Source organism: Pseudidiomarina sp. CB1, from assembly GCF_024752025.1.
In the GTDB taxonomy this organism is placed as follows: Bacteria; Pseudomonadota; Gammaproteobacteria; order Enterobacterales; family Alteromonadaceae; genus Pseudidiomarina.
The window spans coordinates 1,048,695-1,063,067 of the sequence record NZ_JANTPU010000001.1; the positions used below are offsets into that span (position 1 = coordinate 1,048,695).

General features: G+C 49.4%; 13 protein-coding genes. 3 read left to right on the top strand and 10 right to left on the bottom strand.

The features are described 5' to 3' along the window. Window positions 1–61 precede the first annotated feature (61 nt). The 3 genes from NV375_RS05120 (at window position 62) to NV375_RS05130 (ending at window position 3,667) form a co-directional block, all read left to right on the top strand. Entirely contained in the window at window positions 62–349 is a 288-nt protein-coding gene (locus NV375_RS05120) for a metal-sensitive transcriptional regulator (RefSeq protein WP_258807203.1), read from the top strand. 21 nt (window positions 350–370) lie between these two features. Next, complete coding sequence (locus tag NV375_RS05125) at window positions 371–2,617, top strand: cation-translocating P-type ATPase (protein ID WP_258807204.1); 2,247 nt, start codon at window positions 371–373, stop codon at window positions 2,615–2,617. Window positions 2,618–2,680: 63 nt separating this feature from the next. Further along, window positions 2,681–3,667: a hypothetical protein gene (locus tag NV375_RS05130; protein ID WP_258807205.1), complete on the top strand. Its 987-nt coding sequence runs from the start codon at window positions 2,681–2,683 to the stop codon at window positions 3,665–3,667. A gap of 1 nt (window position 3,668) precedes the next feature. Here the strand turns inward: NV375_RS05130 and NV375_RS05135 are convergent, their stop codons facing one another. From NV375_RS05135 to fabV, 10 genes are all read right to left on the bottom strand, one after another. Continuing rightward, the gene (locus NV375_RS05135; RefSeq protein ID WP_258807206.1) at window positions 3,669–5,774 is read right to left on the bottom strand and encodes an aminotransferase class V-fold PLP-dependent enzyme; all 2,106 of its coding nucleotides are present in this window, start codon (window positions 5,772–5,774) and stop codon (window positions 3,669–3,671) included. Window positions 5,775–5,819: 45 nt separating this feature from the next. Further along, entirely contained in the window at window positions 5,820–6,032 is a 213-nt protein-coding gene (gene nqrM / locus NV375_RS05140; RefSeq protein ID WP_126771126.1) for a (Na+)-NQR maturation NqrM, read from the bottom strand. Between the two features lie 14 nt (window positions 6,033–6,046). Continuing rightward, complete coding sequence (locus NV375_RS05145) at window positions 6,047–7,060, bottom strand: FAD:protein FMN transferase (RefSeq protein ID WP_258807950.1); 1,014 nt, start codon at window positions 7,058–7,060, stop codon at window positions 6,047–6,049. Between the two features lie 7 nt (window positions 7,061–7,067). Then, window positions 7,068–8,309 (bottom strand): NADH:ubiquinone reductase (Na(+)-transporting) subunit F, encoded by a 1,242-nt coding sequence (nqrF, locus tag NV375_RS05150; RefSeq protein ID WP_258807207.1) that lies wholly within the window; start codon window positions 8,307–8,309, stop codon window positions 7,068–7,070. Between the two features lie 43 nt (window positions 8,310–8,352). Next, window positions 8,353–8,961: an NADH:ubiquinone reductase (Na(+)-transporting) subunit E gene (nqrE, locus tag NV375_RS05155; RefSeq protein WP_126772722.1), complete on the bottom strand. Its 609-nt coding sequence runs from the start codon at window positions 8,959–8,961 to the stop codon at window positions 8,353–8,355. 10 nt (window positions 8,962–8,971) lie between these two features. Beyond that, entirely contained in the window at window positions 8,972–9,607 is a 636-nt protein-coding gene (locus NV375_RS05160) for an NADH:ubiquinone reductase (Na(+)-transporting) subunit D (protein ID WP_126771130.1), read from the bottom strand. Beyond that, window positions 9,600–10,388 (bottom strand): Na(+)-translocating NADH-quinone reductase subunit C, encoded by a 789-nt coding sequence (locus tag NV375_RS05165; protein WP_258807208.1) that lies wholly within the window; start codon window positions 10,386–10,388, stop codon window positions 9,600–9,602. Before NV375_RS05165 ends, NV375_RS05160 begins: the two co-directional genes overlap by 8 nt. Next, complete coding sequence (locus NV375_RS05170; RefSeq protein WP_258807209.1) at window positions 10,381–11,577, bottom strand: NADH:ubiquinone reductase (Na(+)-transporting) subunit B; 1,197 nt, start codon at window positions 11,575–11,577, stop codon at window positions 10,381–10,383. Before NV375_RS05170 ends, NV375_RS05165 begins: the two co-directional genes overlap by 8 nt. A gap of 2 nt (window positions 11,578–11,579) precedes the next feature. Further along, complete coding sequence (locus NV375_RS05175) at window positions 11,580–12,920, bottom strand: Na(+)-translocating NADH-quinone reductase subunit A (RefSeq protein WP_258807210.1); 1,341 nt, start codon at window positions 12,918–12,920, stop codon at window positions 11,580–11,582. A 238-nt stretch (window positions 12,921–13,158) separates the two neighbouring features. Next, window positions 13,159–14,340 carry an enoyl-ACP reductase FabV gene (gene fabV / locus NV375_RS05180; RefSeq protein ID WP_258807211.1) on the bottom strand — a complete coding sequence of 394 codons (1,182 nt, stop codon included), beginning with the start codon at window positions 14,338–14,340 and terminating at the stop codon, window positions 13,159–13,161. Window positions 14,341–14,373 lie beyond the last annotated feature (33 nt).

Below are 14,373 nucleotides of genomic sequence, written 5' to 3' on the forward strand. Positions count from 1 at the left end.
TTAGTTGACATATAGGGTACTGGGGTATAGATTATTAACATCAACTGATGGAGATGCTTCGATGAAAACAACCGTTACACCTCATCCTGATTCTCTTAAAAAGAATCTCAGCCAACGCCTTAGTCGCATTGAGGGGCAAGTGCGCGGCTTGCAACGCATGGTCGATAACGACATTTATTGTGATGATATCCTTATGCAGGTTGCATCAGTACAAGCGGCGCTCAACGGGGTTGCAAAAAAGCTTCTTAGTCAACACATGCATAGTTGTGTGAAGGCGCGTTTGCGTGACGGCGATGACAGTGTGCTCGAAGAACTTGATGTCACCATTGAGCGCTTGTTAAAACGCTAATACTCATTAAGGGAGAACAAAATGGCTACAGAAACGCTGCAATTACAACTTTTCGGCATGAGCTGCGCTGGCTGTGCAAAGAGTATTGAGCGAGCACTACAAAGCTGTGACGGTGTGACCAATGTCAACGTTAACTTCGCGTCGGAAATAGCCGCTGTTACAGGGGACGGATTACAACCCAAGCAGCTTCTATCTGCCGTACAAGATGCCGGCTACAGCGCGCAACTGATTGATCGTAGCCAAAGTAGCTCCGAAGACCAGCGCGACGATGCGCAACAGCTTCAATTTTTTAAATTCTTAGCGGCAGCAATACTTTCACTGCCGCTGCTCTACACGATGTTCGGTCATTTCAATTGGACTTCGGGCATTCCGGTTCCCGCATGGTTAATGAGTCCATGGCTGCAATTGGCGCTCGCCACCCCGGTGCAATTCATTATGGGTTGGCAATTCTACCGCGGGAGCTATCATGCGCTGCGCAACGGTGCCGCGAATATGGACGTACTCGTTGCACTCGGCACCTCGGCAGCCTACTTTTACAGTATCTACCTTGCTTGGTTTGCGCCAGATTACCACCCGCACGAAGGACTTTACTTTGAAACCAGTGCCGTTCTTATTACTCTGATTCTCTTAGGTAAGTGGTTTGAGGCTCGTGCCAAAGGTCGATCGTCCAGCGCGATTCAAAAGCTCTTGCAGCTGCAGCCGGAACGCGCTTTACGTGAACTCGCAAGCGGTGATACGGAAGAAGTTGCTGTTGCCGACCTTAAGGTAGGCGACGTCATTCATGTACGTCCGGGACAATCGATCCCTACTGACGGCAAGGTTATCAGCGGTGAGTCGGCGATCGACGAGTCGATGTTAACGGGTGAAAGCATGCCTGTCGCCAAACATGACGATGACATGGTTATGGGCGGCACCATGAACACGACCGGCTTTCTGCGCGTTGAAGTAAAACAAGTCGGTGCGGAAACCGCATTAGCCAAAATTATTCAAGTGGTCGAACAGGCGCAAAACTCAAAAGCGCCAATCCAACGCTTAGCTGACCGCGTAGCGAGCATCTTCGTTCCTGCCGTCTTGGTGATTGCCGCGCTTACCATGTTGACTTGGATTGTCTTCTTAGCTCCTGGCGACTGGCGTTCAGCTTTCGAGGCGACCGTTGCAGTGCTGGTCATTGCCTGTCCTTGTGCCCTTGGACTCGCCACACCAACGTCGATTATGGCAGGCTCTGGCCGCGCTGCGCAGGCCGGTATTTTATTCAAACAAAGCGATGTGCTGGAACGCACGCAAGCCGTTGACACCATCGTATTTGATAAAACCGGGACCCTCACCGAGGGGCGGCCGAAACTTACTGACTTTGGCCTCTTCAGCCAAGCGTTACCACAAGCGACTGTCGCAACCCTTGTGCACAGCTTAGAGAAACAGTCAGAACACCCGCTCGCACAAGCCATTGTTAACGGTCTTGTTGCGCATTTAGCCGATGATGATCGAGCAACCGACGCCCCACAGATACAACAATTTAATGCGCATCAAGGCAAAGGCGTCAGTGCCAAGGCAACCTACCATGACAACACCTATGAGGTTTTCATTGGCAGCTTGCGCTTGTTAGAAGAGCAAGGTGTACATGTAAATGACCATGCCCAGCAGCTTCTTCGCGAACTGCAAACACAGGGCAAAACCGCCATGGCGATCGCTATCGACGGTGAGCTACGGGCCTACGTAGCGGTCGCTGACACGATCCGTAGCACCAGTAAGGAAGCCCTGCGAGCGCTGCGTCGACGTGACCTCAAGCTGGTCATGTTAACCGGTGACAATAACCATACGGCTCAGGCTATTGCCCAAGAGCTAGGCCTTGATGATGTCATCGCTGAGGTTTTGCCGGAAGATAAAGCGAATCATATTAAAAAGTTACAGGCGACTGGAGCTACGGTTGCCATGGTCGGTGACGGCATCAATGACGCTCCGGCCCTTGCCGTAGCCGACATTGGGATTGCCATGGGCACGGGCACAGACGTCGCCATTGAGGCGGCGGATATTGCGCTGATGCGGGCTGACTTGAACGGTTTAGCACATGCCTTAGAAATGAGTCGCTTAACCGTTCGTAATATACGACAAAACTTATTCTGGGCGTTCGCGTATAACGTTATAGGTATTCCTATTGCCGCCTCTGGCTTGCTCGCCCCTTGGTTAGCTGGTGGGGCAATGGCGCTTAGTTCGGTCTCGGTGGTACTGAATGCGCTCCGCCTACAACGCGTAAAGCTCAATAGGCAATAAGCGTTGTGGTCGGCGATAGGTTAGTTTATCGTAGGACGAAGACTTTAAACGAACGGGAAATTTATGCTAGTCAGCAGTGCGTTATTGGCTTTGGCGATCGATGTACAAGTGTTGGCCACACGTCCCGACATCAACTGGATTGGAGTTAGTAGCCCCAGTCCTGACGTGGTTTGGATCAGTGGCAGCAAGGCTACGATTGGCCGCAGTATCGATGGCGGTAACACTTGGCAATACAGCCAACCAACCTCAAATGACTTGCAATTTCGTGACATCGAAGCGCTCGATGACCGCCATGCCTATGCGCTTAGTATAGGTAATAACGGGGACTCGCGCGTTTACCACACCAGCAACGGTGGCCGTGACTGGCAGTTAAGCTTTCGTGCCGGTGGCAATCAATTTCTGAACTGTTTGGCTATTTCGCCTTCGCGCAATGAAATTTGGGTCTATGGCGACAGTATTGATGGCCAATGGGATCTGGTGCGGAGTCCCGATGGCCGCAACTGGCTCCCCTCACGCAATGCTATTGACGGCCCTCCGCAAGGTGCCGAAGGCGGTTTGGCCGCCAGCGGTGGCTGTGTGCGCTTTCGTAATAACGTCTGGGCAATAGGCACCGCCAACGCGAGTACTGCACGAATGCTGATTAAAAGTAGCTTTGGGATTCGCTTTAAAGCCATCGACACGCCAATCGTCGCAGGCCCGAGCGCCGGTATCGCGAGTGTTTGGCCATTCTCAGAAAAACATGCCTTACTCGTGGGCGGTGATCTCAATCATCCCGAGCGTCGGCCGCGTATTGTCGAGTATAAAGATGGCGACTTTACGCCATTGGCAGAGCCTCCTCTTGCAGGCGCCTTATACAGCCTCACGGTGACGCCTAACAAGGGCTTAATTGTTAGTAACCCTGCGGGCGTGGCGTATCTTCCCACGAGTGCCAGCGAGACATGGCAGGTTCTCACTGAAGCCAACGTTTGGAACAGTGTTTGCAACCAAGATACGTGCTTTTTGGTAGGTAAGGATGGTTATGCGGCACGCCTTGACGTACCGCAAAATTAATTTAGCCCAACAGCGCCATACCGCCGGTTAAATGACTGACATTACAAAAGCCAAACCGGCTGAGAGCGCGGGCCGCCACGGCACTGCGATGCCCTGAGCGGCAGAGACACACAATCGGACGTTGTGCGTAGTCGCCGCGATGCTCATAAATGAACTGAATCAAGCGTGTTAACGGCACGCTCATAACCTGTGCAGGTAAATCGAGCGGCGTTACTTGATGCTCTTGTTGTTCACGCACGTCCACCACTAGTGTTTCAGGGCGGCTGAGCCACTCTTGTTGCTGTTCAGGCGGAATGTCCACTAAATCGCAGCCGCACGCTTCGTTCGTTAACTCAGCAAGTTGCTCAGCTATTGCAAAGTCTTCATCCCATTTGCCACACAGCAGCGTTTGCGCGCTTACTGCTTGCTGTAACAGTTCCACCGATGCTTGCTCACCCACAAAAGCGAAGTCAACTTGCGCTTGGCTTTCGGGAGCAATCGGTGAGCTCAATAAGAAAATCGGTTGACGGCTACCCACGCGATATAAACGTCGGTTGCCAACCAACAAGCAACCACTCGTCGGCAATACACAACCTTGTGGTGCCTGACAATCGGCTTGGGCATGCAATGGCCATCCGACATTATCTCGTTCAGCATCACAACCACTGGCACAAACAATCTGTGCAAGCATCGCCGCGGTGCTCTGCGCACCTTGCTGTTCAGTGGTAACCACCGCTTTAACTCGGTAATGTTGGCATTCCACCAATTTCTCGATGCGCTCAGCCAGCTGTGGCACTGGATCGATCACCGCCATCTCGCGAGCCTGTCGATCGATGATTAAGTAGCAACATTGCGCGTCGAATCTGAGCTGTACCACACCATCCAATTCGCTATCAAAATCTTCGTTGGTATCACTGACCAACAAGCAAGAGTGCCGTAACGCCTGCGCAGCTTCTTTAATACGCATACATGCCGCATCAATCGTTTGCTGTTCAGTCGCTGGGCCGAAAGACAAACGCACCGCGGATTGGGAACGCCAATCTTCAAGCCCCATCGCATCAAGTACAAAACTTCGGGTAACTTTGGAACTGCACGCGGAACCCGAACTCACGCGAATATTCGCCGCATCAAACACATCCATGATGTCACGCGATGGCACACCGCGTACCGAGAAATTTAACGTGGTCGGCACTGAGTATTCGAGTGCGTGATTGAGTTCTAGTGTCGGAAAAGCCTCGCGTAGTGCCCCGAGTAGTTGATCACGGTAGCTGTGTAACGTCGCTAATGGTTTAAACACCTGTTGCGTTTGATCGAGCAACAATTCAAATAAGGTATGCAAGGCCGCAATGCCAGGCAAATTTTCAGTTCCGGAGCGCAAGCCCTGTTCCTGACCACCACCGATAATGAGTGGCGTAAAAGGGCGTTGCTCACGCACATAGAGGAAGCCGATCCCTTTCGGGCCATACAGCTTGTGCCCACTAAAAGGCGCATAATCGATGCTCGTTTCAGCAAGTTTTAGGTCGCCTTTACCTAGCATTTGTACACAATCAACCATCCACGGAACTTGTGGCGCATGACGCCGAATCACTTGTTCGAGTTTGGCTAAGTCCTGACGCACACCCGTTTCATTATTCACTGCCATGGTGCAGATCATTAATGCGTCAGGTGCGTGTGCTTCAATAAAATCAAGATTAAGCAAACCATTCCGATCCACTGGGATGGCTTTCAGCTCTGCTTGAGTATCCAGTAGCTTGTTCCAGTGCGCCAACGCCTGCGGTACAGCTTTATGTTCGGTAGCTCCGAAAAGTAGCCACTTGCCGGCGGTTTTCCCTTGCGTCTTGGCATCGGTGAGCGCTGAAAGAACTGCAGTTTGAATACCTTCGGTCGCACCACTAGTAAACACCAGTTCACCGCGCGGGGCACCAATAACCTCACGTCCCAAACGACGTGCATTGTCGAGAATATAGCGCGCTTGCAAACCGGTGATGTGACTGCTACTCGGGTTACCGAAGACCTGCTCCATGGTGTGCGAAACAGCCTGTGCAATTTGTGCCAGCACCGGTGTCGTAGCGTTGCAGTCTAAGTAAATTTCATCGGCTTTTGGACGTATTTGTACAGGCGTGACCATGGTAACTGCTACAACCTCAGTTTTTTTTATTGGTTTATGAAGGTATTAGTGAATACGGTTTTTCTGCCACTCTTCTTCTTTTGCCATACGCGCTTTTTTGTCGTCGCACGGCTCATCGCAATCGCAAGCTTTATCCATACCGAGCGCTGAAATACCACCACAGCTACCCGAGATTGATTTCTTCTGCACAATGAACCCAACCGACATGGCTAACACCACCACCAAAAAGATGGCGAAAACAAGTAAGAATAATCCCATGCGGACCTCCTAGGTTACTGCAAATAAGGTTTGAACGCGGTACTAGTGTACTCTTTAAAATCACCGTTTTCACGTGCGATCAAAAGTACGGCAAGCCCCTTTTCTTCAGCAAACGCTAGTGCTTGCTCGGGCCCCATCACCGTCAATGCGGTGGCGTAAGCATCAGCATCCATGCACGTCTCTGCCAGCACTGTTACTGAGACAAGGTTATGCTGGATTGGTTTACCCGTGCGCGGATCAATAATGTGCGAATAGCGCACACCATCTTGTTCAAAGTAATTACGGTAATCACCAGAGGTTGCGACCGCGTTATTACCGGGTTCAATGATACGTTGCGCCGCACGTTGGGTATTATCTGGTTTTTCAATCGCTATGCGCCACGGTTTGTTACCTGGCTTAACCCCTCTCATGCGCATTTCACCGCCGATCTCGACCAAATAATTTTGGATTTCCATCTGCTCGAGTAAACGTGCTACGCGGTCGACACCATAGCCTTTGGCAATGGTTGATAAGTCCACGTAAAGCTCAGGAATCCGTTTCTGCAATTGATGGTTTTCAACACGTAAATGTCGGTAGCCCGTTGCGGCCTGCGCTGCAGCCAACTCTTCCGCGGTTGGCGTAACTTCCGGACGCTGTTGTGGACCAAAACTCCACAAGTTGACTAAAGGACCAACCGTGACATCAAGCAAGCCATCGGTTTCTTCTGCTATCTCTAACGCGCGGCGTACCACCGTTTCGAGCGAGCGTGAGACCACTACAGGCTCGGTCGTTTGGCGCTGATTAAAGCGCGACAATTCAGAAGTTGGGTCATAGGTCGACATCTGACTGTTGATCTGTTCAAGCACCGCATCCACGCGCTCTTTGATCTTGTCAGGTTCGTGCCGCGGGTTCGCAGAAACATAGCGAATATGATAAGTCGTCCCCATGGTCTCACCGGACACCGCGATTTGCTGCGGTGCATGTGAACATGAAACGAAAAAGGCTAGCCCAATAAGGGCTAGCCAGAACATACGTAATGATGAAGTCATCACTTAATTAACCACCAAAGTCGTCCAACATAATGTTTTCGTCTTCCACGCCTAAATCTTTAAGCATGTTGATCACTGCCGCATTCATCACTGGTGGCCCACACATGTAGAATTCACAATCTTCTGGCGCATCATGGTCTTTCAAGTAACGCTCGTAAAGAACGTTGTGAATGAAGCCCGTATCGCCATCCCAATCATCTTCCGGTTGTGGATCTGAAAGTGCGACATGCCACTCGAAGTTATCATTCTCACGTTGCAACATATCGAAGTCTTCAACGTAGAACATTTCTTTCTTCGAGCGCGCACCGTACCAGAAGCTGATCTTACGGTCAGTATTCAAGCGACGCAGTTGATCGAAGATGTGCGAACGCATGGGCGCCATACCTGCACCACCACCAATGAAGACCATTTCAGCTTCGGTTTCTTTCGCGAAGAATTCACCGAATGGGCCTGAAATGGTGACTTTATCACCTGGCTTCAAACTAAAGATGTATGAAGACATTTTACCTGCTGGCAAGCTCAAGTTGTTTGGCGGCGGCGTAGCGCAACGCACGTTCAACATGATAATGCCTTTTTCGTCTGGGTAGTTCGCCATTGAGTAAGCACGAATCGTTTCTTCATCAACTTTTGACTCGATGTCTAAGAAGCCAAAACGCTCCCAATCGCCACGGAATTTCTCTTCGATATCGAAGTCTTTGTAGCGAACATGATGCGGTGGAGCTTCGATCTGAATGTAACCACCAGCACGGAACGGGACTTCTTCGCCTTCTGGCAACTGTACGACAAACTCTTTGATGAACGTCGCTACGTTGTCATTAGACTTAACCGTACAATCCCACTTACGAATACCGAATACCTCTTCAGGCAGTTCGATTTTCATGTTTTGCTTCACGTTGACCTGACAAGACAGACGCACGCCTTCACGCGCTTCTTTCTTGTTAATGTGGTCTTTCTCGGTTGGCAGAATATCGCCGCCACCCTCGAGAACTTTCACGGTACACTGGCCACATGAGCCACCGCCACCGCATGCCGACGATACGAAGATACCCGCGTTAGCTAGCGCACCTAGCAACTTACCACCCGGTTGGGTTGTGATCTTCTTATCTTCGTCATCGTTAATCAAAATCTCGACATCACCCTGAGGTACCAATTTTGATTTGGCGAACATAATCACCGCAACCAAAATCAATACGATCACGGTAAACATGCCTACGCCGAGCGCTATAAGTGTTAATTCTTGCCCTTGCATCGACTTTTACCTCTTAATTATCCGTTGCTTTCGTTACCGGTGCTTACAGGGATACGCCAGAGAATGACATAAAGCCCAAACCAATGAGACCGACTGAAATAAAGGTGATACCAAGACCTCGTAGGCCATCGGGTACATCTGCATATTTCAGCTTCTCGCGCACCGCAGCTAGAGCAACAATTGCAAGTGCCCAGCCAACACCGCCGCCAATACCGTAGACGATACTTTCGGTGAAGTTGTAGTCACGTTCAACCATGAACGAAACACCACCAAAAATCGCACAGTTCACGGTAATCAACGGTAAGAAGATACCTAATGCGTTGTACAACGCCGGTACGTACTTATCGAGCGTCATTTCAAGAATCTGTACCAACGCTGCAATTACGCCGATAAAGGTCAAGAAACGCAAGAAACTTAGATCTGCGTCTGGAAAACCAGCCCAGCTCAAAGCACCTGGTGCCAAGATATTGTGATAAACCAAGTTGTTCACCGGTACCGAAATACCCAATACAACAATTACCGCAACACCTAAACCAAACGCCGTACTAACCTTCTTCGATACCGCCAAGAACGTACACATGCCCAAGAAGAACGATAGCGCAAGGTTCTCAACGAAGACCGATTTAATAAATAAACTAATATATGCTTCCATCATCGGCTCCTTAGTCCTTCGGCTCTACTTGTTCTGGACGGAAAGTACGCAGAATCCAAATGAATCCACCAATGATAAAGAAGGCACTCGGTGGCAAAATAAGCAAGCCAACCGGTTGATACCAACCCCCCTCAGAGGCAAGTGAAAGGATCTGATAGCCAAACAGGCTGCCCGAACCGAATAGCTCACGGATAAAACCGACAAACAGCAACACCACTGAGTAACCAAGACCGTTACCGATACCGTCAAGGAACGACAAGCCTGGTGAGCTCTTCATGGCGAACGCTTCAGCGCGACCCATAACGATACAGTTAGTGATGATCAAACCAACGAAGACCGAGAGCTCTTTCGCAATACTATAGGCATAAGCACGTAGCACTTGGTCAACAACGATAACCAGACTGGCAATGATCGTCATTTGCACGATAATTCGAACACTCGAAGGAATGTGGTTCCGAATCAATGAAATAAACAAGTTCGAAAATGCCGTTACCAAGGTCAGTGCAATACACATAACCACAGTGTTTTCCATTTTCGAAGTAACTGCCAACGCCGAACAAATACCGAGAATTTGCAAGGCAATAGGGTTGTTGGCAAAGATCGGTCCAAACAGGACTTCTTTCATTTCTTTTGCACTGCTAGCCATTGCTCAGCTCCCCCTTGCGAATTTTTTCAAGTAATGGGCCATAAGCCTTGTCGCTGAACCAATACTCAACGAGATTATCGACGCCATTACTGGTCAATGTCGCACCCGAAAGTGCGTCAACATCATGGTTCTCTTGGGTAGGGTTCTTCATTACGTCGAACTCAACTTGTTCATTACTATCGCCGTAAATTTCTTTACCTGACCACTGTGCGACCCATTTCGGATTCTGGATTTCACCACCCAGTCCCGGAGTTTCACTATGTTCATAGAAATTCACGCTGCGAACTGTGTTTAAGTCCGGCTGCAATGAAATTAAGCCGTACATAGTGCCCCAAAGACCGTAACCACGAATATAAAGAACTAAGGTCTCAAGCTCGCCCTGCTCATTATTAATGAAGTACACTTTGGTGACGTCTTCACGGGTACCGATACCAGCGGTATCTTCACTTTTTTGAAGCTTTGTACTCCATTCAGGCTTATTAGCTGCCGCGATAGGGTCATAGTTCGTCGCGTTCTGACCATTCGCCTGCTCTACCAGCTCTAACGAGTTCAGGTTGATAAGCTTGGTATTAACACGGTCATTAAAGACTGCAACCACGTCGGTGCTAGGCTCAAGCAAGCCAGCTGCATCTAATACATTACGTTGCATATCGAGCGCAGCATTTTTCTGCTGGATAGGCTTCAAGCCAACGGCAGCACCAGACACGATGATCGCACACACTAAACAGAGGGCGATCACGACAAATAGCGTTTTGCCTAAGGATTCGTTCTTCTTAGCCACGAGCTAACCTCCGTTTAATGTTCGCCTGAACAACAAAGTGGTCAAACAATGGAGCAAATACATTGGCAAACAGAATCGCCAACATAATGCCTTCTGGGTAAGCAGGGTTTACCACACGAATAAGTACCGTCATGGCACCGATCAAGAAGCCATAAGCAAACTTAGCTTTATTCGTAAACGAGGCCGATACAGGGTCGGTCGCCATAAACATCATACCGAAGGCGAAACCACCAACCACTAAGTGCCAGTACCACGGCATCGCAAACATGGTATTGGTGTCGCTGCCAATCGTGTTAAACAACAACGACAGTGCGACCATACCGATGAACACACCTGAAACGATGCGCCACGAGGCAATGCGGAAGTAAATGAGCGCAAGACCACCGATAAGAATCATCAACGTTGAAACTTCACCCATAGAACCTTGGATATTACCTAAGAAGGCATTCCACCACATGTCCATGTCAGCAAAATAGTTTTCGCCGATAGCAGCTTGACCGAGCAAGGTCGCACCCGAGAAACCGTCCACTGCGGTCCATACTTTGTCGCCCGAAATTTGTGCTGGGAAAGCAAAGTACAAGAATGCACGGCCGGTAAGCGCTGGGTTTAAGAAGTTGCGCCCTGTACCACCGAAGATTTCTTTACCAATGACCACACCGAAGGTGATACCTAAGGCAACTTGCCAAAGTGGAATGGTCGCCGGCAAGGTCAGTGCGAACAACACTGAAGTAACGAAGAAGCCTTCGTTGACTTCGTGCTTACGAATGGTCGCAAACATGACTTCCCAGAAGCCGCCGACAATAAACGTCGTGGCATAGACCGGCAAGAAGAAGCAAGCGCCGTACCACATTTTGGTACCCCAACCTGCGTTCGCCATGTCACCGCCTAGCATTTGGAATAAACCAACCTGCCAAACATCTGCCAACTCGTAGCCGTTACCAAGTGCCATAAAGGCCTGGTTACCCACGTTGTACATGCCCCAGAACATTGCTGGGAAGGTCATCATCCACACCAAAATCATGATGCGCTTCAGATCCACGTTGTCTTTCACATGGGTGGTTTTTTTGGTTACTTTGCCAGGCGTATAGAGAATCGTGGCCACTGCTTCATAGAGGGCATACCACTTTTCATACTTGCCGCCTTTCTCAAAGTCTGGCTCAATCCGCTCAAGATAATTTTTTAAGCCCATGATTAGCCCTCTTTCTCGATCGTGGTCAACGCATTACGCAACACTGGACCGTACTCGTACTTGCCTGGACAAACGTAAGTACAAAGCGCCAAATCTTCCTCGTCTAACTCCAAGCAACCCAGTTGTTGAGCTTCATCGGTGTCACCAGAAAGCAGATCACGTAACAAAATGGTTGGCAGAATATCTAACGGCATGATGCGCTCGTAGTTGCCAATCGGCACCATGGCACGGTCAGAACCGTTGGTAGATGTGTTCATTGCGAACAGCTTCTTCGGCAGCAAGTGTCCGGCAAAAGCACGGGTCACCGAGTGTTGATTCACACCTGGCTTGAGCCAACCTAAGAATTCTTTCTCATCACCTTCAGGTAGCACGCTGACTTGCATATGGAAGCGGCCTAACCATTGGTGGGCATCGTCAACTTTGTGGCCGTTTAAGATCGACCCAGAAACAATACGCTGTTTACCTTCCGCAAGTTCGCCTTTAGTCAGCTCGTTCAGGTTTGCGCCCATTTGGGTACGCAACAAACGTGGCTTAGTCACACTTGGTCCGGCTACTGCGACTGTGCGTGGCGTAAAGATCTCGCCCGTCGTGAACAATTTCCCGTAGGCGATCACGTCTTGGTAATTGATATGCCAAACCTGCTTCTTCATGCTTACAGGTTCTAAGAAGTGAATATGCGTACCGACCAAGCCAGCTGGGTGAGGACCTTTAAAGCTCTCGACTTGCGCCTGAGCATCCCCAGTGTCAACTTTTGCATCAGCAGCTTTAGTGACGTACACCTTGCCTTTGGTCAAATTACCCAACACTTTCAAACCATCGACAAAAGCTTGTTGCTCTTCGTTGATGATTACGGTTGGGTCGGCAGCGAGTGGATTGCTATCCATACAGTTGACAAAAATCGCTGCTGGCTCAGCGTCAAGCTTCGGCGAACGGCTAAATGGACGCGTGCGTAGAGCGACCCACTGACCTGAATCATTCAATTGTTCGACGACTTTCTCGCGATCCAAGTTAGTAAGCTCTTTGCTGTCGTACTTCGCAAATGTTTCTTGCTCGTCGCCATCAATTTCGATGACTACCGCTTGCAACACTCGCTTAGCACCACGCAATACGTCTTTAACAACGCCTGCAGCTGGAGCTGTGAATTTAACCCCTGGGTTTTTCTTGTCTTCGAAAAGTACCTGGCCTTTTTTTACGCGGTCCTCAACCTTGACATGCATGGTTGGGCGCATACCCACATACTCTTCACCCAGAACGGCAACGGTGGTGATGGATTGACCATCTTCAATAGTTTGCTGGGGAGCTCCCGTAATTGGGATATCCAGCCCTTTCTTGATCGTAATCATACGCGTTTGCACTACTCGTTAGGGAAGATGAATCTTTCTTCAGTTACGCTGACTAGCAGCTCTCTGAAACCTGATAAATCATATAGTTAGCGCACTGAAACTCAACGAGCCGAGCATTCACTGCGCTGACTGAATTTTGTACATAGTCATCTAGGGCGGGCATTTTAGCACTTTTGTGCGGTGCGTTACCACCTTACACCGCACAATTTTTGTGGTGATTTCTTTGATTTGTGTCGGCTTATGACCAGCTCACAACGGGATCCACATCGGCATCATAATCAACACCTTCCATACCAAAGCCAAACAGTTTCAGAAAGTCGGAATGGTAGCCCTCGTAGTCCGCCAATTGATGAAAGTTTTCTTGGGTAACTTGATCCCACAATGCTTTTACTTTCGCTTGCGTTTCTGGATTGGTTTCTTTGCCATCCATACGTAAACGACCCGCAGCATCCCAGTTTGGTTCATCGGTATAAAGGCCTTCAGTGAACAAGCGATAAATTTGCTCAATACAACCTTCATGGGTGCCCTCTTCTTTCATCACTCCATAGATTAATGAAATATAAAGCGGCATCACTGGAATCGCTGAGCTTGCTTGGGTAACCAAGGCTTTCAACGAAGAAACATAAGCTTCAACATTTAAATCTTTGTGATCGCCGCGAATTGCAGCAGCGGCACGATCTAAGTCCTCTTTGGCCTTACCAATGGTTGCGTGACCATAGATCGGCCAAGTCAATTCTTTGCCAATATAGGTATAAGCCGTCGTTTTCGCATCTTTTGCCAACACCCCGGCCGCATCAAGCGCATTCAACCAGCGCTCCCAGTCTTCACCACCCATTACTTTGACCGTGTTATAAATTTCGTCGTCGTTGGCTGGCTCGAGAGTAATTTCTTTCACCAAATCTTTATCAGTGTCATAGGTTTTTGTGGTGTAAGCCTTACCCACCGGCTTCAAGGTCGAGCTATAAAGTTCACCAGATTCAGGGTCTTTACGCTTCGGTGAAGCCAAGCTATAAACCACAAGATCGACTTGCCCCAGATCGGCTTTAATCCGTGCAATGGTTTCTTCTTTAATTTCATCAGAGAAAGCATCGCCATTGATGGTATGAGCATACAAGCCCGCTTTCGCCGCTTCGTCATGAAAGGCTGCGGTGTTATACCAACCAGCTGTCGCTGTTTTCTTCTCGCTCGGTTCTTTTTCGAAACACACGCCAAGCGTATCCGCGCCAGCACCAAAAGCTGCAGTAATCCGTGACGCAAGCCCATAACCCGTTGAGCAACCGATCACCAAAACACGCTTAGGAGCGGCAGTTATTTGCGGTTGTTGCTTGATATATTCGATCTGCTCACGCACATGCGCCGCGCAACCGATCGGATGGGCATTGGTACAAATGAAACCACGAATTTTCGGTTTAATAACCATAGTTCTATCCTGTTCTATTTTACTTGTGCCGCA

What these genes read in the sequence shown, in the direction of transcription:
- NV375_RS05120 (WP_258807203.1), top strand. Translation starts at nt 62, where the DNA reads ATGAAAACAACCGTTACACCTCATCCTGATTCTCTTAAAAAGAATCTC.
- NV375_RS05125 (WP_258807204.1), top strand. Translation starts at nt 371, where the DNA reads ATGGCTACAGAAACGCTGCAATTACAACTTTTCGGCATGAGCTGCGCT.
- NV375_RS05130 (WP_258807205.1), top strand. Translation starts at nt 2,681, where the DNA reads ATGCTAGTCAGCAGTGCGTTATTGGCTTTGGCGATCGATGTACAAGTG.
- NV375_RS05135 (WP_258807206.1), bottom strand. Translation starts at nt 5,774, where the DNA reads ATGGTCACGCCTGTACAAATACGTCCAAAAGCCGATGAAATTTACTTA.
- nqrM (WP_126771126.1), bottom strand. Translation starts at nt 6,032, where the DNA reads ATGGGATTATTCTTACTTGTTTTCGCCATCTTTTTGGTGGTGGTGTTA.
- NV375_RS05145 (WP_258807950.1), bottom strand. Translation starts at nt 7,060, where the DNA reads ATGACTTCATCATTACGTATGTTCTGGCTAGCCCTTATTGGGCTAGCC.
- nqrF (WP_258807207.1), bottom strand. Translation starts at nt 8,309, where the DNA reads ATGCAAGGGCAAGAATTAACACTTATAGCGCTCGGCGTAGGCATGTTT.
- nqrE (WP_126772722.1), bottom strand. Translation starts at nt 8,961, where the DNA reads ATGGAAGCATATATTAGTTTATTTATTAAATCGGTCTTCGTTGAGAAC.
- NV375_RS05160 (WP_126771130.1), bottom strand. Translation starts at nt 9,607, where the DNA reads ATGGCTAGCAGTGCAAAAGAAATGAAAGAAGTCCTGTTTGGACCGATC.
- NV375_RS05170 (WP_258807209.1), bottom strand. Translation starts at nt 11,577, where the DNA reads ATGGGCTTAAAAAATTATCTTGAGCGGATTGAGCCAGACTTTGAGAAA.
- NV375_RS05175 (WP_258807210.1), bottom strand. Translation starts at nt 12,920, where the DNA reads ATGATTACGATCAAGAAAGGGCTGGATATCCCAATTACGGGAGCTCCC.
- fabV (WP_258807211.1), bottom strand. Translation starts at nt 14,340, where the DNA reads ATGGTTATTAAACCGAAAATTCGTGGTTTCATTTGTACCAATGCCCAT.